The organism is Nocardia sp. NPDC005978 (assembly GCF_040614455.1).
In the GTDB taxonomy this organism is placed as follows: Bacteria; Actinomycetota; Actinomycetes; order Mycobacteriales; family Mycobacteriaceae; genus Nocardia.
The window spans coordinates 54,132-77,351 of the sequence record NZ_JBEXUS010000005.1 but is presented as its reverse complement, the minus strand read 5'-3'; the positions used below and the strand labels follow the sequence as shown (position 1 = coordinate 77,351).

Here is a 23,220-nt window from a genome sequence, read left to right as displayed (position 1 = left end):
GCACGGCGAGTGCAATGGATACGTCGTATCCTTATGCGAAACATTTTGAAGGGCGGCGAATCGCTCCGCTCGCGCGGTCGCGGACGCGTGTGGTGATTTTCGTGATGCGCCTCCGAATCGTCTGTCCACCAACCGCATCGAGCGTTCGTCCGGATCAGCGGACCCGAACGGCCGTGGGGACCGCCGTCCCGATTGGAGCCATCCCATGACCGAAACCTCGCCTGCGGAGCCCGCGGACGCACCATCCACGTCGCCCGGCATGGTCGAAATCGTCGTTTCGGCGGGCCGTCCCGCCCGCGTCGTCGACCCGGCCGCATCCGCGCCCTTCGGCTGGTGGCCCGCCGTTGTCGTGGCGCTCGTCGCGTTCGTCGATCGGCTGGAGATCAACCTCATCGCCGGTGCGCTGCCGGCGATTCAAGACCATTTCGGATTCGGTGACACCGCCGCCGGGGCGATTCCGACCGCGGCGAGTATCGCGGGAGCGGTCCTGCTGTTGCCCGCGGGACGCCTCGCCGATCGTGCGCCACGTGTGATCACCATCGCCGTCGTCGTGCTGGTCTGGTCGCTGTGTTCGGTACTGAGCGGACTGGCAAGCACTTTCGTGCTGTTCTTCCTCGTCCGGGTGCTGATCGGAGCCGCCGGGCAGCTCTACAATCCGCCCGCGTCCAGTCTGCTCGCGGACTATTACCCACCCGGAAGCCGTGGCAAGGCATACGGTTTCGAGCGGGCCGGCTACTACCTCGGGCTGCCGGTCGGGGTCATACTCGGCGGCGTGCTGGCCGAAGCGCTCGGCTGGCGCGCGGTCTTCTTCGTCGCCGCCGCACCCGGCCTGCTGGTTGCCGCGCTGGTACTCACCGTCCGAGAGCCGCTGCGGGGCTTGGGTGATCGTCTCGGACGCCTCGGGCGAGACGAGTCGTCCGTGCCTGTGACCGCACCGCGCTCCGCATCGCTGCTCGGCGAAGCGCGGGCGCTGCTGCGAATCCGCACCCTGTCCGGTGTCATCGCCTGCCAGGCTCTGCTGTCGCTCGGAATCGGCGGTGTCTTCTACTGGCTCCCGACTCTGCTCGAACGAACCGAGCACCTCGGCTACGACGCGGCTTCGAGCCTCGCGGGCGCGGTCGGTGGCACGGGCATCGTCGTCGGCATCGTGGCGGGGAGCAGATACGGCGATCGTGCCCACGCCGCCGAGTCCGGCCGGCGGATCATCGCCGCGGCGGTGTTCCTGGCCATCGGCGCGCTCGCGCTGGCCGGTGCGTTGCTCGCGCCCGGCGTGCCCGCTCGGGTGACCCTGATCGCCGTGGCGTGCGGTGGATTCGCCGGCGCCATTCCGAATCTCACCGCCGCATCGGCCGACGTGGTCCCCGCCGATCGTCGTGGCATGGGTTTCGCCCTACTCACCTTCCTGGTCACCCTCGGTGGCGCGCTGGGCCCCTTTGTCGTCGGCCTCTCCTCGGATCTGGTCGACGCCTCGGGCTATGGCGGGGAACCGCTCGTGGTGGCCATGTTCGTGCTGGTTCCGGCGATCTTCGTGTCCGTGCTGATTCTGCTGCGTATCAGGAACCGGTACGCGGCCGACGCGCGCGCCGCCATCGGCTGACCGGGACCGGTCGGCGGATGCCACCGGGCCGCCCGGCCCGCGGCACGGGCGAGCCGGGCGGCCCGGTGGCGGGTGTGCACGGGAAAGCCGTGCGAACGGTCAGGGGGCGACAGTGCCGGACAGCAGACGCAGGAGGTGGGACGGCGCGACCAAGGTGCAGTAGTGCTGGCCCTTGAACGCTTCCGGTATGCCGGGCGTATCCAGCGGTACGAACAGCGAGCTGGACGGGAGATGCAGTCTGCCGGCGGAATCGATGGTGGCCGTGGGGAAGTCGGCCAGCCACTGCTGGCCGGTCGCGGCCTCGGTGTCCGCGTCGAGCACGACGTCGTTGGGACGGTACTTCAGGGCCTTGCGCTCCTGCTGGGTCAGGGAGCGGGCGACCTCGCGCAGCGTGCGGCGGTTGGCAGCCGCGCAGGTGCCTTCGGGGCCGGCGGTATTCTCGCCGTACACCGCGTTGATGTGGTCGGCGGATTTCCCTTTGCAGCGCACCTGTTTCGGCAGCGTCCCGCCCGCGTCCTCGTAGGTCGTGTAGTGGGTGAGGGTGAGCGGCTGGATCTGTGGCTTCGACGCCGCGAAGGACGCCAGGTCGGGGTAGGCGGTGTCCTGGAGTTCGCCGCCCCGGCGGTAGAAGCGATTCGAGTGCAGGTTCGCGGACTCGATCTGCGCGCGGCGGCACAGCTCGCCGCTGGTACCGGCGGCGGTGAGTTCGGCGTCCTCCGGGTCGGCGGCTGCCGGAGGCGCGGTGAGAAGCGCTGCGCCGAAGCAGGCGGCGAAAAGTATTGCGAGGGTGCGGATTACCGGGGCGAGCATACGAAATCTCCGGGGTCGTGGTGCGGGTGAAGTCGCGCGGCGCGCCTCAGGAACCGGTCAGGACGCGAGCCGTGGGCGCGGCGGCGATCGGCGCGCCCGCGGTGGCGGGGTAGTAGTCGGACGTGTTCGTCCCGGTCATGTAGTCGTGAGTCCAGGCCAGGGCCAGCGTCCGCACCGCGGTCGCGTTGACGGCGGACGGTGTGCCGCACATCAATTCGCCGAGCAGGTCCGAGCTTTCCCCCTCGGCGTCGGTGTGCGCACCCGCCTGCAATTCGACGCCGACGAACGGGCGATGCAGCCGGCTGCGCACCGCCAGGGTGCCGAGGCCGAGACTGTTGCATGCCGAGGGCGGTGCCGAGATGGACAGCACGGGCAGCTGCGTCGCGTCGAGCGAGATCAGCGCACGGTCGATGTTGTCGCCGATGAACGAGCGCACCGGGTCCAGCAGCACCAAACCGCGCAATGCCGTCCAGGTTTCGGGATGCAGGGCACGCAGGAGGTCGGCGACGAACAGGACGGCCTCCGCACCCGCGGAGTGCCCTACGAACACCAGATCGGTCGGCAGGGCGGGGGCGGGTCGCTGCGCCCTGCGCGCGGCGTCGGCGAGGCTGGCGGCCAGCGGACCGGTCGCGTCGCCCGCGCCCCCGAACAACGCGGTCACGTTGCGCAGGAAGGCGGTGTTGTCGCCCAGGTTCTGCAGGGTGCACCCGGAGAAATTCATGAACGGCAGGCTGGGTGCGAAGACGAGGTAGCCCGCTTCGGCGAAGGCGGTCGCCAGCGCGGCGACATTGGCGTTGGTGCGGGCGAATCCGTGCTGGAGCCAGATCAGCCCGGTCGGCTCGCCGTCCGGCAGGTACCAGGCGGTGTCCTGCTCCAGAACCCCCGCGGCGCAGGGGATGGCGATGGTTCCGCTGAGTTCGGTGGTGGCCGCCGCGGTGGCTCCGGTGCACAGGACGGCGGTGAGCAGGGCGGTGACGGCGGTGAAGGCCGGGCCTCGGTGGAACATGGTGACTCCCACGGCGATTGCCTGTTTCCCTTGAAGAAACGGCGTTTCTTTTGTTGGGTGACAATTAGGGAGCACGCGCGGGGTGCTGTCAAGCCGAACCGCCTCTCCGGCGATGACGCGGTCGCGCGTGCCCCGGGGTCTACTGGTAGGACGGGGTGGTCCACGGACCGATCGAGCGCGAGCGGACCGGCTCGATGTACCGCGGGGACATGCTGTGCGGGAAATCCGGACCCCAGTTGGTGGCATCGCCGGACATGACCACGGTCGCGTTGTCGGTGTACCAATCGACCAGATCCGCGTCCGAGCGCACGATCCAGGTGCAGCCCCGCTCGGCGTCGGCGGTGAAGTCCCCGTGCCGAATTCCCTTGGGTCGCCAGAAATACGTTCCCGGCCACATCTTTCCGTAGTTGTAGTCGAAACCCCCGTCCAGGCAGTACGCCTCCTCGCTGCACGGGTGGTGGGCCAGCGGCTCCTCCCGCCAGCCCGGCTTGGCCTTGATCAGCCGGGTGTAGAAGCCGGTCTTCTCGTCGCGGTGCAGCAGCTTGATGTACAGCCCGGGTACGGGGGTACCGCCCAGGTCGAACCGCATCGGACTGCCGTCCTTGACGTCGATCCACGGCATGGCGGCGGTGTCGAGCACGGTGAGCCGCTGGTCGGCGCGCACGGATTCGAGATCGGCGTCGGCCGGGTCGAATCGCCAGTCGCCGTGTTCGCGGCACAGCAGGATCTCGGTGCCCGCGGTGACCGAGATGGCCGGCGTGAGCACCCCGGCGGGCGCCATCCAGAACCCTTCGGCCCCGAGTTCGGTGTCGCCGATGGTGACCGATCCGGACAGCACGAACCACTCGGTGTCCGCGTGATGCACCCCGGTCGGGCGGGACCAGTCGCCGGTGAAGCGCACCTTGAGCGAGGCGGACCCGTCCTCCTCGTCATAGCTGAGGTTGCGCTGTTCGGCTGTGCCGGTGGCGTTCTGGAATTCGGCGAGGTGCCAGATCAGATCTTTCTCGTCGACGAGTTCTACGTGTGGACGCATGCGGCGCTCCTCGGAGAAGAAGTATTTCCGATACGGAATGTACTGCTTATCAATAACCAAAACAAGATGTATCGTTTATTACTGTGAGCCGACCTGGACGCCCCGCCGGACCCGCGACCGAAACCGAGGCCGCGGTGCTGACCGCCGCCCTGGAACTGCTGCTGCGCGAAGGGGCCGTAGCGCTGACTCCGCAACGCCTGCACGCGATTACGGGCGTCTCGCGCAGCACGATCTACCGGCACTGGCCCGGCCCCCGGGCCTTTCTGGCCGCGCTGATCGAGGTCGCGCCGCATCCACCCGCTCGCCCCTCCGGCGACCCGGTCGCGGATCTGCGCGCCGAAGTCGACCTGCTGTGTGATCGCTTGCGGGACAAGCCGGTCGCGGCGTTCCTGCGTGCGCTGGTCACCGCCTCGGCGAGCGATCCGGACTGCGCGCTGCTGCGCCAGCGTTACGTCATGGACCTGCTCGCCCCCTTCCGCGCCGCGGTGCGCGCGGTCGGCGTCCACGGCGCCGATGCCGTGGAAGAGGTTGTCATGGCGATCGTTTCGCCGCTGCTGGTGGACGCGCTGCTGCTCGATCGGCCGGCCGACCGCGATCGGGCGCAGCGCGCCGTCGACGATTTCCTGGCCCGGGTCGCCTCCTGAGGCGGCCATAGTGATCGAAACCCCGCGAAGGACGGTCGAATGACCAATGTCGTCGGTACGCGCGCCGTCTTCGGCGTGATCGTGCCCAGCACGAATACCGTTGTAGAGCACGACTATTGGCGTGCGGGTCTGCCGGGCATCGCCTACCGGGCCGGGTCGATGTACATCCCGAACCCGGTGATGGGCGACGACGCGGACTTCGAAGCCCTGCTCGGGCAGATTCGCGCCTCCATCGATACCGCGGTCCGCGACGTGCTCACCGCCGAGCCCGACCGGATGGTCATGGGCATGTCCGCCGAGACCTTCTGGGGCGGGGTCGAGGGCAATGCCGCGTTCGAGCGCCGCCTGCGCGAGCGCACCGGGCTACCGGTCACCACCGGGGCGAGTTCGTGCCGAGCGGCGGTGCGCGCGTTGGGATGTCGCCGGATCGCGGTGTTCTCGCCGTACCAGCCCATCGCCGATCGCGAGGTGGGCCGGTTCTTCACCGAAGCGGGCTTCGACGTCGCCGCCATCACCGGCCTGCGCTGCCCCACGGCGATGGATATCGCCAGGGTGGGCGACGAACGCCTTCGGCAGGTGGTCGCCGACCTCGATGCGCCCGGTGTGGAGGCGATCGTTCAGGTGGGCACGAATCTGTCGTTCGTGAACCTGGCCGTGCAGCTGGAGTCCGAACTCGGCAAGCCCGTGGTCGCCATCAACACCGCGACGCTGTGGCACGCACTGCGCGAGCACGGCATCGATGATCGCGTCGAGGGTCTCGGCGCGCTGCTGCGGGAGCACTGATGCGCGCCGGTTCTTCTTGCGGCAGCGCGGCGGCCCCGGTGCGTTCGGCGCTGTACGTCCCCGGCAACCGGCCCGAGCTGTTCGACAAGGCGGCCGCCGGTCCGGCCGATGTGATGCTGCTGGACCTCGAGGACGCGGTGCCGCTGGCGGACAAGGAGTTCGCGCGCGAGCAGGTGGCTTCGTGGCTGTCCGGGCGACCGGCCGGGCGGTCGATCTGGGTCCGGGTGAACCCTGGGGAGTTCGGGCACGACGATCTCCGGGCCGTGGCATTGCCCGCGGTGAGCGCGGTGTGCCTGGCGAAGACCGAATCCGCCCGGCAGGTTCGGGACGCGGTGCGCGTGCTGCACGACCACGAGCGCGTGCCGGACCGCATCGGGGTGTGCCCGCTGCTCGAGAGCGCCACGGCGGTGCTGGACGCGCGCACGATCGCCGCCGCGCCGCGCGTGGCCCGGCTGCAACTGGGCGAGGCGGATCTGTGCGCCGAACTCGGCGTGACGCCGGGCGCGGACGAGCGCGAACTGCTGTGGGCGCGCAGTCAGGTGGTGCTGGCCGCGGCGGCCGCGGGCATCGCCCCGCCGCTGGGGCCGGTTCGTACGGACTTCCGCGACCTAGAAACGCTGCGGGAGTCGACGATTGCGCTCGCGCGCATGGGATTTCGCGGACGCGCCTGCGTGCACCCGAGTCAGGTGCCGGTGGTGAACGAGGTGTTCACGCCCACCACCGCCGAGCTGGACCGAGCACGCGCGGTGGTTGCCCGCTTCGAGGATGCCGCCGGCGGGGTGGTGCTCGACGAGGACGGGCGCATGGTCGACCTGGCCGTCATTCGCCAGGCGCACCGGCTGCTCGGGTCGGTTGGCGGACAGCGCTGACCGGGCGCGACCCCGCCCGGATCGGATGCTCGCGGACCCGCCGCGACCCGCGCCGACCGGCGCGGGGTCGGGCCCACCACGGAACCGCGCGCGGCGGTCAGTGGTCGCGCAGCAGCCCGCCCGCGCCCTCGATGCGGTCCTCGATGCCGTTGTCGCGCAGCGCCATCCACCAGGTAGCGGCATTGATCGCGATCACCGGTTTGCCCAGCCAGCGCTCTGCCTCGTCGGCCAGGCGCACCATCGACAGGTTCGTGCCGCACTGCACGAGCGCGTCGATGTCGTCACCGTCGACCTCGAGCAGCGCCTCCCGCAGGTCGTTCTCGCCGACGTGGGCGATGGAGACGGCCGTGGGACAGCGCAATCCCCGAATGCTCTTGACCTCGAAGCCCAGTTCGCCGAAGAACCGCACGACGTTCTCGTCCCCGATGGGCTGATACGGCGTCACCACGCCGATCCGTTCGGCACCGTAGAGGTGCAGCGCGCGCCGGCATGCCTCGGCCCCGGTGGCCACCTCGAGTCCGGTCGCCTGCTGGATCTGCTCGATGAACTGGCGGTTGCCTTCGATTCCGCCCCAGAAGGTTTCGGCGGACATGCCCATGACCATGTAGTCGGGTTCGCAGGTGAGCACTCGCGCGCAGGCCCCGCCGATCTCGGCGCGGATCTGCTCGAGCAGTCGGGTCATCCCCGCGTCGTCGCTCATGTTCTGATCGCGGATGTGGATTCGGCTGAAGTGGGAGGTCACGCCGGGCACCGTCATGCGGTAGAAATCCGGTTCCACGATGGTGTTGGTGGAGGGCGCGATCACCCCGAACTTGCGGCGCCAGCCCAGGGCGTCGGTCATCGGATCATCTCCTTGCCGGTGTCGGCGTTAGTTCGGGCCGTGGCGGAGATGCGCCACGCGCCGATGAGGAAGGCGGCCTGGGCGGCGGTGTTGCACGATTGCTCGACCCATTGCAATGCCACCGTCTGGTCCTCACGGGAGGCCAGCGGCCCGAGGATGAAGAACCCCAGCAGTTGCAGCCCGAACAGCCCGGCGCTCACCGTGTCGCCCTGGGAGCGGGCCCGATCTATCAGGTACACGCCGGTGATGGTCGCGAAGACCGTGGTGCTCACGAGCATGGGTATCGGGTCGCGCGCCGCCACCGCGCCCAGCGCGCAGAGCGTGAGCAGCGCGGGAACCGTCACCGCGAGCCAGCGCGGCGTCGATCCCTGGCGCAGCCGTGCCAATTCCAGGCACAGCACCCCGAATCCGAGTGCGAGCAGCGGAAACAGCATGCCGCGCAACCACGGCAGATCCGGGCCGCCCGCCGCGGCGATGAGTTTGGCGGTGGCCTTGGCGAATCCGCCCGCACCGATCAACACCGCCGCGGCCACCGCGCGAGCGGGCGGCACGATGCGTCCCAGCAGCAGGACCCCGGCGGTGGTGAACAGCACCGGCACGAAGTCCTCCACCGCGAGGGACACCGGGTAGTCGACGGCCGCGCTCATCCGGCGAACAGATCGCGACGCCGGAACGGAGCTGCCGCGAACCGCCCGATCACCTTCGGCGTGGTCAGCCAGCGCACATGCGCGCCGTTGCGGGCGCGCGAGACCGCGCGTTCGGCCAGCCACGGGGCGACCGTGTCCACGGTGTCGGCGAGGATGTTGAACACCTTGCGCGCCTTGGCGAGTTCGGCGGGGTCGTCGTAGCCGTGGGTGAGCAGATCGGTGGCCACCATGCCGGGACTGAGCAATCCGGCCGAGACGCCCGGCGGCGCTTCCTTGCTCAGCGCCCGCGTCAGGTAGGTGACCGCGCGCTTGCTGGCGCCGTAGGCGGCCAGTCCGGGCACGGTGCGACCGTCGCTGCCCAGCCCCTCCATGTTCCAGACGTGCCCGCCGCCCGCGTTCGCCATCGCCGCCACCGCCACCGCGGATCCATTGATCACGCCCAGCAGATTAGTGGTGACCACCTGCTGCGCGGTGGCGGCGGGCAGCTCCCACAGCAGTTTTCGATCGTGGGAGATACCGGCGTTGTTGATCCAGATGTCGACGCCGCCGAATCGGTCCGCGGCCGCGTCCCAGAGGTGCCGCAACTGCTCGCGATCGGTGACGTCGGCGGTCAGCACCACCGCCTCCCCGGACAACTCGGCCCGCACCTTCTCCACCCGCTCGGGATCGGTGCCGCAGATCGCCACCCGGTGGCCGCCCGCGAGCAGTGCGCGCGCCATCCCCAGCCCGATGCCGCGGGTACCGCCGGTGATCACAACCGTGCTCATGCTCGCTCCAGGGTTCCGTGCATGACCGCGGTCAGGCCGTTGTGCTCGAACAGGTGGTAGACCACGGCCATGTGCCCGCCCGCGCCCATGCCGGGTTCGGCGTCCAGCATGAACTCGCGGCCGTGCAGGCGGCGGCCGTCGGCGGTGTGCAGGCGCACGAAATGGGCGCGGCCGTAGGAGTTTCCGTTGCCCCAGATGTCCGGGCCCTCGTGGAACGAGCGCACTCCGTCCCGGCGCACCGTGAACCGCGAACTCGACTCCAGCGACCCGGATATGGTCAGCCGATGGTCGGCCACCACCAGACTCACCGGGTCGATCTCGAGCTCCATGCGGACCGATCCGACCGATCGCTGATCGGCTCCCCACAGTTCCAGCTCACCGGCGTAGCGGCTCTTGTCCTTGGTCGGAACCCGGAAAACCGTCGCGCCACAACGTGTCTCGTGTTCGACGCGGGCGTCGGCGAGGTCCGGGTCGCGGGTGTAGACCCCGTCGAAGACCCCGACCATCGCCGGACCCTGGTACAGGACCGACGAATACACCTGGGTGTCGCCGATCGTCTGATTCCAGGTGTTCAGCGACACCTGCCAGCCCGGTCCGTAGTAGTTGGCGTCGACGAACCCGCCGTAGGGCTGTCCGGAGCCGAAGAAGTCGGGACCGGTGTAGACACGGTCGCCGCCGGTGTCGAGAACGCCGAAGGCGAACGGCGCGCCCAGCGCGAAGCGGCCCGCGAGCGGCCCGCCGCCGGTCAGTCCGCCGTCCATGTAGTACGTGGTGGTTCCGTCCGCGTGGACCGAGGATCGCCGGATGTCCTCGAAGCCCTGCCAGGTGCCCGCGGCGTCGAAAAGGGATGGCCGGCCCACCCACTCGCCGGCGATGCGCTGCTGAAAGGCGCTGGGCGCGTTCATGCCACCAGCTCCCCGCGCACGCGCTCGCACTGCTCGGCCCCGAGCAGCCGGGTGACCTGCGCCCAGACCGGATCGACGGCGGGGCTGAAGAGATTCGCGCGGTTGGCGCGATCCCGGCCGGGCAGATCGCCCTGCACGGCGGGAACGCCCTTGTCCAGCAGCGTGAGCCAGTGCGCGAGGTAGGCGTCCACGGTTCCGGTGAGTTCGCCGAAGGCTTCGGAGGTGGCGCGGCACACCAGCATCCACGGTGACATCATTGCGCGCTGGCGCGGGCCGATCGCGGCGGGGGAGACGCCCGTGAGCTGCCACGCCTGTTCCAGCAGCGGCGTCAGCGGCAGGAACGCGGCGTCCAGATAGTCCAGGTGCACCGCCAGGTCCGCGCGGGGAACCAGGTCCAGGTGCATGGCGTAATACTCACCGGCGAACACCGAGTCCAGCGTGAAATGCGGTACCGCGGAATCGCTTCCGGTGAACGCGAACACCATGTGGCTGTCCAGGCCCAGCGGCGGGACCACCAGATCGACGGTCACGGCCTTGTCGATCGGGCCGCCGCGCAGCACGCGCAGGCGGCCCACCGGGTCGGGGGACATCGCACTGGTGAGCGGAAGGTCCTCGGTGGTCTCGAGGTGCAGCGCCGAGGTCAGAGCGTCGAGTGTGCGCTCGCTGAGCGCGGTGGGCAGGCTCGTCGTGGTCATCGGGGATCGCCTCCGGTTCGGGCCTTGTGCACCCAGGCACTGGCCAATTCGGGATTGTCGCGGCGGCCGGGGGAGGGGATGACAGTCGCGGTGCGCCGGGGCGCGTCACCGGTGATGATGTCGTCGCCTCCCACCCACCAGCCCATCTTGATCAGTTCGAGCCGGCGGCGCCGATAGGCGACCTGCAGGGCGTCACTGCGGACGTGCAACTCGTCGGACAGATCGAACGGCAGCAGTTCGGGCCGCTGCGCCTCCACGACCGGCCGGTCCTGCAGCAGAATCTTCTCGATCCGCTTGCGGGTGTTGGCGTCGGCCCAGTCGCCGGTGAAGAAGTTCCGGAAACCCAGGATCTTGATCAGCGTCTTGTCCTGGGAGAGCGGGATATTGAAGTCGTAGAGGATCAGGTCGCCGATCGGGAGGCGCACGTGCAGCTTCACGATGTTCGGCAGGTACCAGGCGTTGGTGACGGTCACGTACTCCGGTCGCGGCCGCCGCCGGGCCAGCACCCCCCACAGGCCCTTGGGCAGCGGTGGACTCAGTTCGATATCGGCCTCGGCCGACCAATCCGTCTGCCGCACACGAAAATCCGGGATCTCCGGCTTATCGGGATTGCCGAAGGACGTGCCGTGCACGAACGGGGTGTGCGAGGCGTCGACGACGTTCTCGAAGGTGCGCTCGTAGTTGGCGTCGATCACCATCTCGTACTGCACGGCCTTGAACGCGGGATCGCTCCACTGCGGGAGATCCGGAATCGGCGGGCGCTCGGCCTCGGGCAGATCACCGAGGAACGCCCAGACCATGCCGTCCTGCTCGCGGGTCGGATAGTTGTCCACCCGGGCCTTGCGCGGGATGTTCCGCTCGGCGGCGTTGGCCGGGATGCGCACGCACGCGCCCTCCGCGTCGTACTGCCAGCCGTGATACGGGCAGGTGATGCAGTCGCCGGTCACCGTGCCCATCGACAGCGCGCCGCCGCGGTGCACGCACAGGTCGGACAGGCACACCACCGCGCCGGCCTGTGTCCGGTACAGCACGAAGTCCTGTCCCAGGCAGGTCACCTTGCGCGGTTCCCGGGTGACCTGATCGGCGAATTCCACCGCGTACCAGAAGTTCTTCAACATCGTCGGGTGCTCCTATCGGCGAATCAGCGTGATGCCGGTCTCGGGTGGCTCGTCGCCGAGCCGGGCCAGTGCGGTTTTCGCCGCGGGATCGCCACGCAGATGCGCGTGCAGGAAAAGTGTGGTCAGCCGGGCGAACGGTGCGACCGCGTCGGTCCCGCCGGGGCCGTCGAGGAAGGCGCGCGCGGCCGTCGGGTCGGCGTCGGCGATGCCGAAGTGATTGGCGCCCGGCACGACCGCCAGCAGATGCTCACCCGCGGGCAGCGCCTCGTCGAAGGTGCGCCGCACCGGATCGGGGCGATCCGCGCCATCCTCGCCGTAGCGGTCCGCGCTGCCCCGGATGACGCCGTCGTCGTCGCCCACGCCCAGCAGCACCGGGCAGTTCACCTGGGCCGGCAGCACGGTCCCGGGATCCCAGCCCAGCATGGTGGCGACCATGGTGTGCGCGCCCCACGCGAAAACCGCTGCCACGGACGGGAAATAGCGTGCGGACTGCAACACGACCGTGCCGCCCGCCGAATGCCCGCCCAGGGCCACCCGTTCCAGGTCGAGCGCGCCGCGCAGGGGCGGTGATGCGTTCAGCTCGGCCAGCGCCTCGAGTATCGCGCCGATCGCGGGACAGGTGGGCCGGGTGCCGTAGGCGTCGGGGCGAGCGGCGTCCAGGTCGACCCCGGGGGTCAGACCCCGCTGCCCGCCGAACAACTCGGCGACCCGATCCATCGTCACCACCGCGTAGCCCGCCTCGGCGATGGCGGTGGCGTAGCGGCGGTAGGCGTCCTGGCCGACGTTGACCCCGGACAGGAAGACCACGACCGGCAGCGGGGTCCGCGCGGGATCGGGCGCGAATACGCCCGTCAGCCGTTCGGCGTCGTCGCCGGTCGCGGTCGCCGGGTAGTACACCTTGAGATGTGCGGTGTCGAAGGGGGATTCGCCGCCGGTGCGCGCGGCCCACCACAGGGATCGAATCAGGGCCATGCGGTCCTGCCTTTCCGGGAGAGAGTTCAGGGCTGGGGCCGGGGCAGTTCGCGGTCGCCGCCCCAGAGCGCGCGCACGAGCCGGTTGGTGAGTTCGGGCCCGAAGAGTCGCTCGCCCATGACGTTCGCGGGGTCGCGTTCGGCGATGTTGCGCCGCACGGCCAGGTCGCGTGCGGCCAGTGCCGGACGGTCCTCGGCCGCAACGGGTTCGGCCGCGGCCACCCAGCCCAGCCACTGTTCGACCCGCGCGGTGAGCAGGTCCGCGACGGTGTCCAGATTGGGCCGGGTCGCGGGGAATGAGTAGCAGTGCGCGGTCGGTGACAGACTGCCGCGAATGAAGCCGGTGCGGCTGGTGAACCAGGTGAAGTCCGGGTGCTCCTGCTTGAAATCGAGCCACGGCGCGTTGTTCTCGGCGTAGTAGGAGTCGAAATACGCGCCGTCGCCGATGATGTCGCCGCGCGGGATGGCGTCCACGTAGAACCAGCCCTCGGGCCACAGCAGCAGCGCCGAACCGAAGTGCGGTACCCGGATCTGCGGGCCCAGCCACGCGGTGAGGTGCAGATTCACGAATCCGGTTCGGGGATCACCGATCCAGGAGTGCACCAGCCAGTCGATCTCGGGTCCGGAGTAGGCGGCGAGGCTGCCCGCGGGGCCGGTGGCCGGGTCGCCGTAGCTTTCCAGGTCGTCGGTGCTCGGATCGCGGACGAGCTCGAAGCGCTCGGCGATGCGGGATCGGAGGCCGGTCAGCAGGTCGCGCCACTCCTGGAACGTCGCGGTGACGTCGGTGCGGGGGTTCTCGTCGACCATCTGCTCGACGTGTTGCACGGTTTCACTCATCTTGGCTCCGGTCGGGTTGTGCGGGTCGTTGTTCCGTGCGCCTGCTCATCGCTGCCCGGTCATGGCGTCCATGGGCCGGCGGGGTCGTCCGGCGACGAGGTCGGTGCCCCGGGAGATGAGCCGGTTGACGGCCTGGGCGGGGCGGATCGTCGCGCGGACGGCGGTGGCCCCCGGCGGCACCGGTGTGACCTCCGGGTGGCTGATCACGCCGGTGAACGGGCCGCGCCAGGCGGACCACAGGGTGAAATCGGGGCTCAGGCCGTAGATTCCGCCGACCAGCGCCCGATCGGGGGCGAAACCGGCGGCGACGACGTTGAGCCGGTTCTCCGCCGATCGTTCGGGCAGGCCAAGCCGCAGTTCCCACTCCTCGCCCGGGGTGTGGGCCACGGCGACCACGTCGGCGTCCTGCACCGCGGCCAGGCGGAAGGTCTCGGGGAAGAGCGCGTCGTCGCCGACCACGAGCGCGAGTCTGCCCCAGGGCAGGGCGAATACGGTGAGCTCGTCGCCCGGCTCGGTCAGCCACGGATGCCGGGCGGTGGGGTGCAGTTGCGGCTGCCGTCCCGCCACGCCCCCGGCGTCGATGAGCACCCCGTGGTGCGCGCCGCCCGCGCGGAGCGAGGTCACCACGCGGCAGGACGTATTCGTGAGTGCGCGAACGATTTCCGGAACGGTCACCGCGGCCAGTTCGGGCAGCACGATCAGGTCGAGGTCGGGGGCCATGCGGGCGATGGCGTGCGGATCGGGGACGCTGACGGCCGCGGTGAGATGGTCGGCTCCGGGGGCGGCGCTGCGCAGGGCGTCCTCGCGCAACGGGGTGTAGATCGCGGGCCTGCGCGCGGCGATCACGTCGGTGCCGTCGGGCCGGTGTTTGTCATCGGCGCGGGTGAGGTCGATGTCGGCGAAGACGATTGCCTCGCCGGCGGCGGGCGCCATGGCCACGCAGGTCCCGTCCGGTGCGACGATCTGGCTCTCCCCGGCCCCGTGCAGACGGTCCGGGGGCACGCCGAGCCGCTCGGCGATCGCGGGCAGTTGATCGCCGGGCAGCAGCGGGCCGATCTTGTTGGCGGCTACCACCCAGACCTTGTTCTCGGCGGCGCGCACGGGAATGTGCAGGCCCGCTTCGTCGATGGCGAAGGAGTTGAGGCTGTTGAGCAGCAACTGCGCGCCGCGCACGGTCAGCGAGCGGGTGACCTCGTTGATGACGCCTTCCATGCAGGCGTACATGCCGATCCGGCCGAGCGGGGTCTCGATCACCGGGGAATCGTCGAGTCCGGGGTCGAGGTAATCGTTCTCCGCGCCCATCAGGATCTGTTTGTCGGATTCGCCGAGCAGGGCGCCGTCCGGGCCGAAGAGCAGGCTCGTGCCGGTAGTGCGGCCGTCGTCGCGGGCCAGGGTGACGCCGATCTTGACGTAGATCGCGTGGCGGCAGGCGCGGTCGGCGATCGCGGTGAGGAAGGGGTCCTGGATTCGGCAGGCCATTCGGTGCGCGTGAACGCGGTCGTCATACCAGGATAGGTGGTTACAGAACTCGGGCAGCACCACGAGTTCGGCTCGCGCGTCCGCGGCGGCGTCGATCATGCGCAGGCAGGCGTCGAGGTTGGCCGCGACATCGGTGCCCGCGGCCAGTTGTGCGGCCGCGACTCGGATCATCCGCCGGCCTCCTTCGGTGTGGGATTCTGTTTCGGACATCGAAACAGCGTTTCCAATATTGCCGATTCTGTACCCGCGTCGGAGTTCTGTCCAGCGCTGGTCGGGATTTTCACGTTCCCGAAATCCCCGGTAACCGAAGTGCCTTGTTGCCGTGTTGTTTCGGCGCGGCCCGGCCTTGACACCCGATTGCGGTGCGGGTTCAATATGGCAATTCCGAAACCGCGTTTCCATCAGCGAAACGCCAGAGGAGGGTGACATGGTGACCTCCGATTCGTCCCGCGCCACCGCGGCACTGCTGGTTGCCGGGATGTTCGCCGGGCCGGTGGCGGGTGGCGCGCTGGTACTGCTGGCCAAGCCCTTCGGCGGGCGATTGGGAATTCCGGGTGCGGTCGTCGGCTACATCGTGCTGACCGCGCTGCTGTGCGCCTGCGGTGCAGCGTTTCTCGGTCTGCGGCCGGCGCTCGCGCCGCGTCGTGCGGGGTTGTTCGCGCTGGTGAGCGGTGCGGCGCTGCTGGTCGCTGCGAGCGTGACGCACGTCGGTGTCTTCACCGCCGCGGTGCTGATCGCCGCCCTGGCCGCCGGTCCGGTGCTGGGGTGCGGACGGGTGACGGCGGTGGCACAGGGCGGGCGAGCACTCACCGGGTGGCATCTGGCGCAGTGGGGCGGGATCGGCGTGGCCGCGGGGGTTGCGGCGCTGTGCGACACCGCGCCCGCAACGGCCCTGCGGGTCACCGGAATTGCCTGCCTGGTGCTGGGCTCGATACTGCTGCTGCCGGAGTCGGCTGCCGCGCAGGCTGTTTCCATTCGGCGCGGAACGGACGGTGAGCGAACCCCGGCCGGTTGGAGCAGGGGGCTGGTCGCCGGGTACGCCGGTGTCGGCTTCGCGGTGGGCGGCACGGTGTTGCCGGGCCTGCACCTGCTGCTGTTCCGCTGGAACGCGCTCGATGCCCAGCAGTGCGTGTTGCTGCTGCTGGCGGTCGCGCCGGCGATCGTGGTCGCCGCGCTGCCCGCCGTCGAACCCGATGCGGTACCCCTCGCGCTGATCGCGGCGGCCGGGGGAGCGCTGCTGATCGCGACCGCGCCCGGCCGCGTCACCCTCACGCTCGGCCTCGCGGTGACGCTGGGCGCGGCCGCGTGCGGTGCTCGGACGCTGGATGCCGCTGCGGGATCCGGTGTTTCACCGGCGCGAGCCGTGCACTCCGGACTGTTGTCCGTGCTCGCGGCCCTGGCGGGACTCGGTTTCGTCGCGCTGATCGGTGCGAGCGCCGGTACCGGAACGGGTGTGACGCTGCTGTCGCTCCCGGTATTGCTCACCGCGCTGATGTGGGTGCGCGCCCCACGACCGTTCGCGCCCGCTCGCCTCGCTCCGGAAGGAAACACCCCGTGATCCGTCCCGTCATCGCCCGAGTCCTGACCGTGCTGGCCGTAGTCGCCGGTGCGGGCTGGCAGCCGTCGCTCGCCGCCGCCGATTCCGGTGCGGCGATAGACGTTTCCGTCGATACCGATCTCGCCGAGGGCCAGCGGATCACCGTGGACGGGCGTGGTTTCCGGCCCGGACTCGCGGCCGTGGCCGTCGGCCTGTGCAAACAGGGTTTCACGAGCGGCATCAAGCACTGCGATCTCGAGGGTGGCGCGACCTTCGTCAACATCTCCGGCGACGGCACGTTCCCGACGGTCACCCTCACCGCGCATCAGCGCTTCCACGACATCGATTGCGGCACACAGCCCTGCGTGATCGCCGCCGCGCCGCTGCCCGGCAGCGAGCCCGCCGCGGTGATCGAGGCCAATTCCGCACAGCTCGCGGTGGTGTTCCAAGGAACCCGCCCGCCCGCGGCGGCGCTCCCCGCGCCGGCCACCCACCGGGACGACGACGTCTCGGGTCCCTCGACGCCACTGTGGACGGCGACCGCCGTCCTGCTGGCCCTGGTTTCCGCCATCGTGATCGCCGATCGGCGGCGGTCGCGAACGTCCCCGGAGGAGAAATGACAATGAGAAGACTCGACGCGCGGGTCGCACTGCTCGCGGCCGCCACCGCGACGGCACTGACGTGCGGCGCTCCGACGGCCTCGGCGGACCCCGTGCTCCAGGCCGATCAGGCGACGGGTGTTGCCGCCGGCCAGTCGATTACGGTCACGCTCGCCGGCCTGCCCGCGAACCTCGCGAGCGTCGCCGTCGGCCAGTGCAAGCCACAGATCGTCTCGCCCGCGGACTGCAACCTCTCGGGCGCGCTGCTCGGCGCGGCAGACGCGACCGGCGCGTGGCAGCCCAACGGCGGCAAACGCACCCTGGTCCTGGCCGCCTCGGTCGGCGCCACCAACTGCGAGTCCGCCCCCGGCGCCTGCACACTCAGCGTCACCAGCCTGACCAACCCCACCCAGATTCTGACCTCGATCCCCCTGACCTTCGGCGGCGCGCCGGCTCCCACGACCGCACTGGCGGCACCTGCCGCCATCGAGGACAGTGACGATGGCAGCAACCTGGGGTGGATCCTCGGCGGTGCCGCCGTCGTGGCCCTGGCCGCCGCGTTCGGCATCGCCCTGTGGCGGCGCGGCGCGAGCTCGCGCTGATCGGAAGTCCCTGCGGCGGCGCCCATCCCCGGCCGGACGGGTACCACATCCGACCTACGTCGGCCGGGGATCGGCGGCCCGGTGCAGCCGGTCGGCGAGTTGGGCCGCCTGATCGCGGAACTCGGCGGGCTCCTCGATAGCGAATTCGGCGCCGATCATTCCGACCTGGAGAATCAGCCAGTGGAACGAATCCACCTGGACGATCAGGCGGCAGCGGTCCGGCCCCAGGGACTCGATCTCGCAGTCCTGGAATTTGAGGACGTCCGCGACGGCGGCGGCGGAAGTCTCGATGGTGACGACCGCACGGTGGCGGCCGGCGCTCAACCCCGCACGCAGATACTCCGCGCCCGACCGGGCCGGCAGTGGGCGCGGGGTGAAATGGCTTGCGGTAGGCACGATCGCGTCGATCCGATCGAGGCGGAAAGTACGCCAGTCGGCCGCCCGTACGTCCCAGGCCAGCAGATACCAGCGCAGGTGGAGGTAGACCGTGCGGTACGGCTCGGCCCGGCGGTGGGAGGTCTGTCCGTCCCGGTCGAGGTAGGTGAAGGTGACGTATTCGTGCCGGGCCGCCGCGGTGCCGAGGATGGTCAGTGCCTCCGGTCGCACCGCCGGTGCGTTCTGTGGTGCGGCCTCCACGGTTTCGCGCAGCGCGACCACGGCCGGTCGCAGGCGATGCGGCAGGAATTGGTCGAGTTTGCCGAAGGCGCGGTCGGCCGCGGGGGCGAATCCGTTGCCGCGGGAGGGTTCTCGTGGGGCCGTTGCACCCAGCAGGGTCAGGCCGACCAGCGTGGCGACCGCCTCGTCGTCGTCGAGTACCAGCGGCGGCAGGGTCCGGCCGGCGGCGAGTTGATAGAAGCCGCTGGGCCCGGGCTGTGTCGACACCGGGTAGCCGTACTCGCGAAGCCGTTCCACATCGCGGCGCAGCGTGCGCGGGCTGGTTTCGAGCCGAGCGGCCAGTTCCTTACCGCTGAACCGCCGCCCCGTCTGGAGCTGAGCCAGCAGTTCGAGCATACGACGGGTGACATCGGCCATGGCTCCATCATGCCGCTGATTGCGGCCAGGATCCGACCACATCTGTCGATAGCGTCGAAGGATGACCACATTCGCGCAACACCGCTCGGTCCGCATTCGTGGCGCCCGCACGAACAATCTGCGCCGGATAGACCTCGATGTGCCGCGCAACAGCCTCGTCGTCTTCGTTGGCGTTTCCGGATCGGGGAAGTCGTCGCTGGTCTTCGACACCATCGCTGCCGAAGCCGGATATCAGGTGAACGAGAACTACCCCCCGTTCGTGCGCAATCGGCTACCACGCTGGACTCGGCCGGAGGTGGAACACATCGAGGGTTTGTCACCGGTGGTGGTCATCGACCAGCGACGGCTCGGCGCCAATGCCCGCTCCACCGTCGGCACCATCACCGATGTGTACAGCTATCTGCGTTTGCTGTTCTCGCGGATCAGCACCCCGCATGTGGGGGAGTCGAACCACTTCTCGTTCAATGATCCGGCCGGAATGTGCCCGACCTGTTCGGGATTGGGGCAGACGATGTCCACCGCTGTCGAGCGAGTACTGGACCTGGACAGATCCCTGGAGCAGGGTGCGATCCTGCTGCCGGGCTTCGGCGACGGGCAGTACTGGTACCGGCAGTACGCCGACATCGGCTCGTTCGACGTGACCACTCCGCTGCGCGAGTGGACCGAGTCCGAACGACAGGCGCTGCTGTACGGAGGAGCCGCGGCGACACGGCTGGGCACCCGTCCCCCGAAGGACTACGAGGGGGTCATCGAGCGGTTCGAACGGGTCTACCTGCACACCGCGGACGATCTCTCCGAACGTAAGCAGGCCGTGCTCCGGAAGTTCACCCACACCCGGCCGTGCCCGGACTGCGGTGGCGATCGGTTGAACGCCGCCGCCCGCTCGGCCGAGGTGCTGGGCCGCACCATCGTCGAGATGAGCGGCATGGAGATCACCGAACTCGCCGAAGTGGTTGCGGGCGTGTCGGATCCGAGTGTCGCATCGGTGGTGGCCGCCCTGCGCGAGCGACTCATCGCGCTCAGCGATATCGGACTCGGCTACCTGTCGCTGGCCCGGCCCACCGGCACCCTCTCCGGCGGTGAATCACAACGCGTCAAGACGGTGCGGCATCTCGGCAGCAGCCTCGTCGAAATGCTGTACATCTTCGACGAGCCCACCATGGGTCTGCACCCGCATGATGTCCGATCACTGACCGAGATCCTGAAACAGTTGCGGGACAAGGGTAATACCGTGCTGGTCGTCGAGCACGATCCCGAGATCATGCGTATCGCCGACCGGATCGTAGAAATCGGGCCGGGAGCGGGGACCGCCGGCGGTGAGGTGATATTCGAGGGACCCTTCGACGCGCTGCGCACCGCCGACACCCCGACCGGACGGGGATTGCGGGAGCGCCGTATCCGACGCGAACACCGCACTCCCACCGGCAAGCTGCGGATCGACAACGCCACGCGAAACAATCTGCGCGGGCTCACCGTCGATATTCCCACCGGGGTGTTGACGGTGCTGACCGGGGTCGCCGGATCCGGGAAGTCCAGTCTGGTAACGGAATTGACCGATCGGCAGCCCGCCACCGTCGTCGATCAACGTCCGCTCACCACCAATCGGCGCTCGACGCCGATCACCTATGCCGGTATCGCGCCCGCTGTCCGTCGGCTGTTCGCCACCCGCAACGACGTGAGTCCCGCTCTGTTCAGCGCGAATTCGGCCGGTGCGTGCCCCGCCTGCAAAGGGCTCGGCGTCAGCTATACCGATCTGGCCTTCATGGACGGCCAGGAAACGGTGTGCGAAACATGCGGCGGACGGCGCTTCACCCCGGAGGTACTCCGGTACACGGTGGACGGTCTGACCATCGCGGATATCGACGACCTCACCATCACCGAAGCCGCGGCGCGCCTGCGGGAACCGGGGGTCGCCGGCCCGCTGCGACGTATCGAGGAAGTCGGCCTGGGCTACCTGCGCCTCGGACAGTCGCTGACCACTCTCTCCGGCGGCGAATGCCAGCGCCTGAAGATCGGCAAGGAACTGACCCGCCGCGGCGACAACACCCTCTACATCCTCGACGAACCGACCACCGGCCTGCACCTCTCCGATATCGACACCCTGCTGGAGCTGCTCGGCGCCCTCGTCGACAAGGGCAACACCATGGTGGTGATCGAGCACAACCTCGATGTCATCCGCCAGGCCGACCACGTCATCGATCTCGGCCCCGGCCCCGGACGCCACGGTGGGCAACTGGTGTTCGAGGGTACACCCGAGCGGCTCGCGACGTGCCCGGACTCGAAAACCGGTCGCGCTCTGCGGCGTTGACGACAATGGGAGGGTGTTCGTCCTGTGCTCTGTCACGCGGCGCGAGGCGGGTACACATTCGCTGAGGCCGGGTGTCGCTGCCACGACGGCTCGAGCGCCGGGGTCGCTCCCAAACATCCGCTACTGCCGAATCAGCGCGACTCCCTACTTACGTGCACGATCGGCCCTTCAGTGGCGGTTTCCGCCAGATCTCCGGCGATAGTGCGCGATAATTCGCCGCTGCGAGGGGCGCCGCCCATCCGATGCCAAAGAGAACCATCCGCACTCACATGCGCTAGAACGTCCGCAACCGCCGCGAGTCGCGCTGATCGACTGAGCCTGCGCGGAGAGGAGGCAGCAAGCAGTTCTGCTCGATTGGCTCTGGTTCAGGGCCTTCGTCGCAGGTACTCTCCCTGAGCCTGTTATTGGCTTCCGTGCGATTTGCCTTGCGGGGCACAATGATCGGCGTGCACACCGTTGGGCGCAATTCCTATCAGACAGCCAAGCTGCTGGCCCGTGCGGGACGCATCGACGAGTTGCGTGTGCGCGCGGACACCGGCGATGTGCACGCGGCGCGGCAGCTGGCGATCTTGTTGTCCCGGGCAGACCGGCTCGCCGAATTGCGGGATCGCATGGCCGCCGGGGACAACTTCGCGCGGCGAGCGTACTCGGACTGGCTCGTTCGGCATCGACGCATACCGGAGGGCGTCGATGTGTTGCGGCCGTTGGCGGCGGCCGGGGACCCGGGCGCCCTGCAACGCCTCGCGCGGCTGCTTGCAGGACTGGGGCACCTCGAGCAGGCTCTGACGGCACTGGCCCAGGCACCACCGGATCGGCTCGATGGAACGCCGGTGGAGGGCTGGTTTGATTCGCGCGGTCTGATCGACCGGGGCAGAGGTCGGGTCGGTGTGCGGCGCGAGTACGTCGACGCACTCCGTCGCAGGGTGGCCGCAGGAGACGCCGGCGCGAGACTGCAGTTGTCCTGGATCGTGGTGCTGTGGTGGCAGTCGTTCGAGCCCAGGCTCGGCGATGCGGCCGCGCTGCTCGCCGACATCGGACCCGACGACTGGCTGCACGAACGTCTCGTGCATCGGTCACGGGGATGGCGGCGAGAAGAGTTCCGCGCGGCTGCCATCGATGTCCTCGCGTCTGCCGAGTTGAAGGCGTATCACCGCACCCGGGCGGCATTGCTGATGCTGCAAAACCAGCGAGAGGCCGCGATCAGCCAGCTGCGCTCACTGTCCGCCGATGGCGACCAGTACGCGCAACGAGACCTGACCGCGGTCCTCGCCGCCGAACTGCCCCGGCTGGAGATCAAGGTCGGCGACCACCCGAACCCAATCTTCATGTACGGAATCGGGTTCAGCCCGGACGGTACGGCGCTCGCGGCATGGGGCAGAAGCACGTCGGGTTCGGCACACGTCGTCGTATGGGCCGCCGCCTCGGGCACGCAGCGGTACGTACAGAACCTGTCCTGGAGATGGCCGGGGAGCATGGTCTTCCGGCCCGACGGAACGCTCCACGAGTCGCGCGATGAGTCCTCGGGGCACTCGCTACTCGCACCGGACGGCACCGTCCGGGCCGTCCGCGCAGGTCGGCGGCTACGGCTGCACTCAACCGTCACGGACGGAGTGATCGTTGAGATACCCGCTCCCTCAGTCGGAACGATGGCGTTCCACCCTGACAGCACCGTGCTCGCCACCTGCTCCGGCACCACAGACGTCCAGCTGTGGCACACCGCCACCGGCACCCTCACTCGCACCATCGCCACGTCGGCACACAGGCTGGCGTTCAGCCCCGACGGCACCACACTCGCCACCGTCGACTCGTTCGACGACGCAATTCGATTGTGGAGCCTCAGCGACCCCCACTTATCGTGCACTGTCGGCCCTTAAGTGGCGGTTTCCGCACGATCTCCGGCGATAGTGCACGATAATTCGCCGCTGAGAGCGGCGCCGCCCTGCTGATGCCGGAGAGATCCATCCGCACCTCCATGCGCGAGAACGTCCGGAACTGCCGCATGGCGCGCGATCGTGGCGACCATCGCGACCAACGAAACATCAACGGCTAAGGGGCATCTCGAGGCCCTCGTTGTTCCCCCACCCGCAAACTATCGACTGGTGCGCTTCGAACGAGCGTTGATACCGTGCGCTGGTTCGTC

At 69.3% G+C, this 23,220-nt stretch carries 22 protein-coding genes; 9 read left to right on the top strand and 13 right to left on the bottom strand.

What is annotated here, in order from left to right; genetic code table 11:
• The first annotated feature begins 205 nt into the window (after positions 1 to 205).
• Positions 206 to 1,597 carry an MFS transporter gene (locus ABZ319_RS03710; RefSeq protein WP_354984752.1) on the top strand — a complete coding sequence of 464 codons (1,392 nt, stop codon included), beginning with the start codon at positions 206 to 208 and terminating at the stop codon, positions 1,595 to 1,597.
• Positions 1,598 to 1,696: 99 nt separating this feature from the next.
• Here the strand turns inward: ABZ319_RS03710 and ABZ319_RS03705 are convergent, their stop codons facing one another.
• The 3 genes from ABZ319_RS03705 to ABZ319_RS03695 all read right to left on the bottom strand — a co-directional run bounded on the left by ABZ319_RS03705 (position 1,697) and on the right by ABZ319_RS03695 (position 4,446).
• On the bottom strand, positions 1,697 to 2,407 hold the full coding sequence (locus ABZ319_RS03705) for a hypothetical protein (RefSeq protein ID WP_354984751.1): 711 nt from the start codon (positions 2,405 to 2,407) through the stop codon (positions 1,697 to 1,699).
• Between the two features lie 46 nt (positions 2,408 to 2,453).
• Positions 2,454 to 3,413 carry an alpha/beta hydrolase gene (locus ABZ319_RS03700; protein ID WP_354984750.1) on the bottom strand — a complete coding sequence of 320 codons (960 nt, stop codon included), beginning with the start codon at positions 3,411 to 3,413 and terminating at the stop codon, positions 2,454 to 2,456.
• 139 nt (positions 3,414 to 3,552) lie between these two features.
• Positions 3,553 to 4,446, bottom strand: a complete 894-nt coding sequence (locus ABZ319_RS03695; RefSeq protein WP_354984749.1) for a DUF4437 domain-containing protein — start codon at positions 4,444 to 4,446, stop codon at positions 3,553 to 3,555.
• Between the two features lie 83 nt (positions 4,447 to 4,529).
• Between ABZ319_RS03695 and ABZ319_RS03690 the strand changes: the two genes are divergently transcribed.
• The 3 genes from ABZ319_RS03690 to ABZ319_RS03680 are packed head-to-tail and all read left to right on the top strand — an operon-like array spanning position 4,530 to position 6,742.
• Positions 4,530 to 5,090, top strand: a complete 561-nt coding sequence (locus tag ABZ319_RS03690; protein WP_354984748.1) for a TetR/AcrR family transcriptional regulator C-terminal ligand-binding domain-containing protein — start codon at positions 4,530 to 4,532, stop codon at positions 5,088 to 5,090.
• A gap of 39 nt (positions 5,091 to 5,129) precedes the next feature.
• Complete coding sequence (locus tag ABZ319_RS03685) at positions 5,130 to 5,873, top strand: arylmalonate decarboxylase (protein WP_354984747.1); 744 nt, start codon at positions 5,130 to 5,132, stop codon at positions 5,871 to 5,873.
• Entirely contained in the window at positions 5,873 to 6,742 is an 870-nt protein-coding gene (locus ABZ319_RS03680; RefSeq protein WP_354984746.1) for a CoA ester lyase, read from the top strand. Before ABZ319_RS03685 ends, ABZ319_RS03680 begins: the two co-directional genes overlap by 1 nt.
• A gap of 97 nt (positions 6,743 to 6,839) precedes the next feature.
• Here the strand turns inward: ABZ319_RS03680 and ABZ319_RS03675 are convergent, their stop codons facing one another.
• The 9 genes from ABZ319_RS03675 to ABZ319_RS03635 are packed head-to-tail and all read right to left on the bottom strand — an operon-like array spanning position 6,840 to position 15,173.
• Positions 6,840 to 7,583 (bottom strand): arylmalonate decarboxylase, encoded by a 744-nt coding sequence (locus ABZ319_RS03675; RefSeq protein ID WP_354984745.1) that lies wholly within the window; start codon positions 7,581 to 7,583, stop codon positions 6,840 to 6,842.
• Positions 7,580 to 8,230 (bottom strand): hypothetical protein, encoded by a 651-nt coding sequence (locus ABZ319_RS03670; RefSeq protein WP_354984744.1) that lies wholly within the window; start codon positions 8,228 to 8,230, stop codon positions 7,580 to 7,582. The genes ABZ319_RS03675 and ABZ319_RS03670 overlap by 4 nt, the downstream gene beginning before the upstream one ends.
• The gene (locus ABZ319_RS03665) at positions 8,227 to 8,997 is read right to left on the bottom strand and encodes an SDR family oxidoreductase (RefSeq protein ID WP_354984743.1); all 771 of its coding nucleotides are present in this window, start codon (positions 8,995 to 8,997) and stop codon (positions 8,227 to 8,229) included. The genes ABZ319_RS03670 and ABZ319_RS03665 overlap by 4 nt, the downstream gene beginning before the upstream one ends.
• On the bottom strand, positions 8,994 to 9,902 hold the full coding sequence (locus ABZ319_RS03660) for a hypothetical protein (RefSeq protein WP_354984742.1): 909 nt from the start codon (positions 9,900 to 9,902) through the stop codon (positions 8,994 to 8,996). Before ABZ319_RS03660 ends, ABZ319_RS03665 begins: the two co-directional genes overlap by 4 nt.
• Positions 9,899 to 10,597 carry a hypothetical protein gene (locus ABZ319_RS03655; RefSeq protein ID WP_354984741.1) on the bottom strand — a complete coding sequence of 233 codons (699 nt, stop codon included), beginning with the start codon at positions 10,595 to 10,597 and terminating at the stop codon, positions 9,899 to 9,901. The genes ABZ319_RS03660 and ABZ319_RS03655 overlap by 4 nt, the downstream gene beginning before the upstream one ends.
• Complete coding sequence (locus tag ABZ319_RS03650; protein WP_354984740.1) at positions 10,594 to 11,715, bottom strand: aromatic ring-hydroxylating dioxygenase subunit alpha; 1,122 nt, start codon at positions 11,713 to 11,715, stop codon at positions 10,594 to 10,596. Before ABZ319_RS03650 ends, ABZ319_RS03655 begins: the two co-directional genes overlap by 4 nt.
• Before the next feature lie 12 nt (positions 11,716 to 11,727).
• Complete coding sequence (locus ABZ319_RS03645) at positions 11,728 to 12,687, bottom strand: dienelactone hydrolase family protein (RefSeq protein ID WP_354984739.1); 960 nt, start codon at positions 12,685 to 12,687, stop codon at positions 11,728 to 11,730.
• 26 nt (positions 12,688 to 12,713) lie between these two features.
• Positions 12,714 to 13,523, bottom strand: a complete 810-nt coding sequence (locus ABZ319_RS03640) for an oxidoreductase (RefSeq protein WP_354984738.1) — start codon at positions 13,521 to 13,523, stop codon at positions 12,714 to 12,716.
• Positions 13,524 to 13,568: 45 nt separating this feature from the next.
• Positions 13,569 to 15,173 carry a nitrilase-related carbon-nitrogen hydrolase gene (locus tag ABZ319_RS03635; RefSeq protein ID WP_354984737.1) on the bottom strand — a complete coding sequence of 535 codons (1,605 nt, stop codon included), beginning with the start codon at positions 15,171 to 15,173 and terminating at the stop codon, positions 13,569 to 13,571.
• 256 nt (positions 15,174 to 15,429) lie between these two features.
• Between ABZ319_RS03635 and ABZ319_RS03630 the strand changes: the two genes are divergently transcribed.
• The 3 genes from ABZ319_RS03630 to ABZ319_RS03620 are packed head-to-tail and all read left to right on the top strand — an operon-like array spanning position 15,430 to position 17,740.
• Entirely contained in the window at positions 15,430 to 16,560 is a 1,131-nt protein-coding gene (locus ABZ319_RS03630) for a hypothetical protein (protein ID WP_354984736.1), read from the top strand.
• The gene (locus ABZ319_RS03625) at positions 16,557 to 17,159 is read left to right on the top strand and encodes a neocarzinostatin apoprotein domain-containing protein (RefSeq protein WP_354984735.1); all 603 of its coding nucleotides are present in this window, start codon (positions 16,557 to 16,559) and stop codon (positions 17,157 to 17,159) included. The genes ABZ319_RS03630 and ABZ319_RS03625 overlap by 4 nt, the downstream gene beginning before the upstream one ends.
• Positions 17,160 to 17,161: 2 nt before the next feature.
• Entirely contained in the window at positions 17,162 to 17,740 is a 579-nt protein-coding gene (locus tag ABZ319_RS03620; protein ID WP_354984734.1) for a neocarzinostatin apoprotein domain-containing protein, read from the top strand.
• Positions 17,741 to 17,794: 54 nt separating this feature from the next.
• Here ABZ319_RS03620 and ABZ319_RS03615 read toward each other — a convergent pair whose 3' ends face one another.
• On the bottom strand, positions 17,795 to 18,772 hold the full coding sequence (locus ABZ319_RS03615) for a WYL domain-containing protein (protein ID WP_354984733.1): 978 nt from the start codon (positions 18,770 to 18,772) through the stop codon (positions 17,795 to 17,797).
• A gap of 61 nt (positions 18,773 to 18,833) precedes the next feature.
• On the opposite strand from ABZ319_RS03615, the gene ABZ319_RS03610 reads away from it, so the two are divergent.
• Both ABZ319_RS03610 and ABZ319_RS03605 read left to right on the top strand, forming a co-directional pair.
• Positions 18,834 to 21,080 (top strand): excinuclease ABC subunit UvrA, encoded by a 2,247-nt coding sequence (locus ABZ319_RS03610; RefSeq protein WP_354984732.1) that lies wholly within the window; start codon positions 18,834 to 18,836, stop codon positions 21,078 to 21,080.
• 446 nt (positions 21,081 to 21,526) lie between these two features.
• Positions 21,527 to 22,954: a WD40 repeat domain-containing protein gene (locus ABZ319_RS03605; RefSeq protein WP_354984731.1), complete on the top strand. Its 1,428-nt coding sequence runs from the start codon at positions 21,527 to 21,529 to the stop codon at positions 22,952 to 22,954.
• Positions 22,955 to 23,220 lie beyond the last annotated feature (266 nt).

Bases quoted from the DNA above. Each gene is read 5' to 3' on its own strand.
- ABZ319_RS03710 (WP_354984752.1), top strand. From the start codon at position 206: ATGACCGAAACCTCGCCTGCGGAGCCCGCGGACGCACCATCCACGTCG.
- ABZ319_RS03705 (WP_354984751.1), bottom strand. From the start codon at position 2,407: ATGCTCGCCCCGGTAATCCGCACCCTCGCAATACTTTTCGCCGCCTGC.
- ABZ319_RS03700 (WP_354984750.1), bottom strand. From the start codon at position 3,413: ATGTTCCACCGAGGCCCGGCCTTCACCGCCGTCACCGCCCTGCTCACC.
- ABZ319_RS03695 (WP_354984749.1), bottom strand. From the start codon at position 4,446: ATGCGTCCACACGTAGAACTCGTCGACGAGAAAGATCTGATCTGGCAC.
- ABZ319_RS03685 (WP_354984747.1), top strand. From the start codon at position 5,130: ATGACCAATGTCGTCGGTACGCGCGCCGTCTTCGGCGTGATCGTGCCC.
- ABZ319_RS03680 (WP_354984746.1), top strand. From the start codon at position 5,873: ATGCGCGCCGGTTCTTCTTGCGGCAGCGCGGCGGCCCCGGTGCGTTCG.
- ABZ319_RS03675 (WP_354984745.1), bottom strand. From the start codon at position 7,583: ATGACCGACGCCCTGGGCTGGCGCCGCAAGTTCGGGGTGATCGCGCCC.
- ABZ319_RS03670 (WP_354984744.1), bottom strand. From the start codon at position 8,230: ATGAGCGCGGCCGTCGACTACCCGGTGTCCCTCGCGGTGGAGGACTTC.
- ABZ319_RS03665 (WP_354984743.1), bottom strand. From the start codon at position 8,997: ATGAGCACGGTTGTGATCACCGGCGGTACCCGCGGCATCGGGCTGGGG.
- ABZ319_RS03660 (WP_354984742.1), bottom strand. From the start codon at position 9,902: ATGAACGCGCCCAGCGCCTTTCAGCAGCGCATCGCCGGCGAGTGGGTG.
- ABZ319_RS03655 (WP_354984741.1), bottom strand. From the start codon at position 10,597: ATGACCACGACGAGCCTGCCCACCGCGCTCAGCGAGCGCACACTCGAC.
- ABZ319_RS03650 (WP_354984740.1), bottom strand. From the start codon at position 11,715: ATGTTGAAGAACTTCTGGTACGCGGTGGAATTCGCCGATCAGGTCACC.
- ABZ319_RS03645 (WP_354984739.1), bottom strand. From the start codon at position 12,687: ATGGCCCTGATTCGATCCCTGTGGTGGGCCGCGCGCACCGGCGGCGAA.
- ABZ319_RS03640 (WP_354984738.1), bottom strand. From the start codon at position 13,523: ATGAGTGAAACCGTGCAACACGTCGAGCAGATGGTCGACGAGAACCCC.
- ABZ319_RS03635 (WP_354984737.1), bottom strand. From the start codon at position 15,173: ATGATCCGAGTCGCGGCCGCACAACTGGCCGCGGGCACCGATGTCGCG.
- ABZ319_RS03630 (WP_354984736.1), top strand. From the start codon at position 15,430: ATGGTGACCTCCGATTCGTCCCGCGCCACCGCGGCACTGCTGGTTGCC.
- ABZ319_RS03620 (WP_354984734.1), top strand. From the start codon at position 17,162: ATGAGAAGACTCGACGCGCGGGTCGCACTGCTCGCGGCCGCCACCGCG.
- ABZ319_RS03615 (WP_354984733.1), bottom strand. From the start codon at position 18,772: ATGGCCGATGTCACCCGTCGTATGCTCGAACTGCTGGCTCAGCTCCAG.
- ABZ319_RS03610 (WP_354984732.1), top strand. From the start codon at position 18,834: ATGACCACATTCGCGCAACACCGCTCGGTCCGCATTCGTGGCGCCCGC.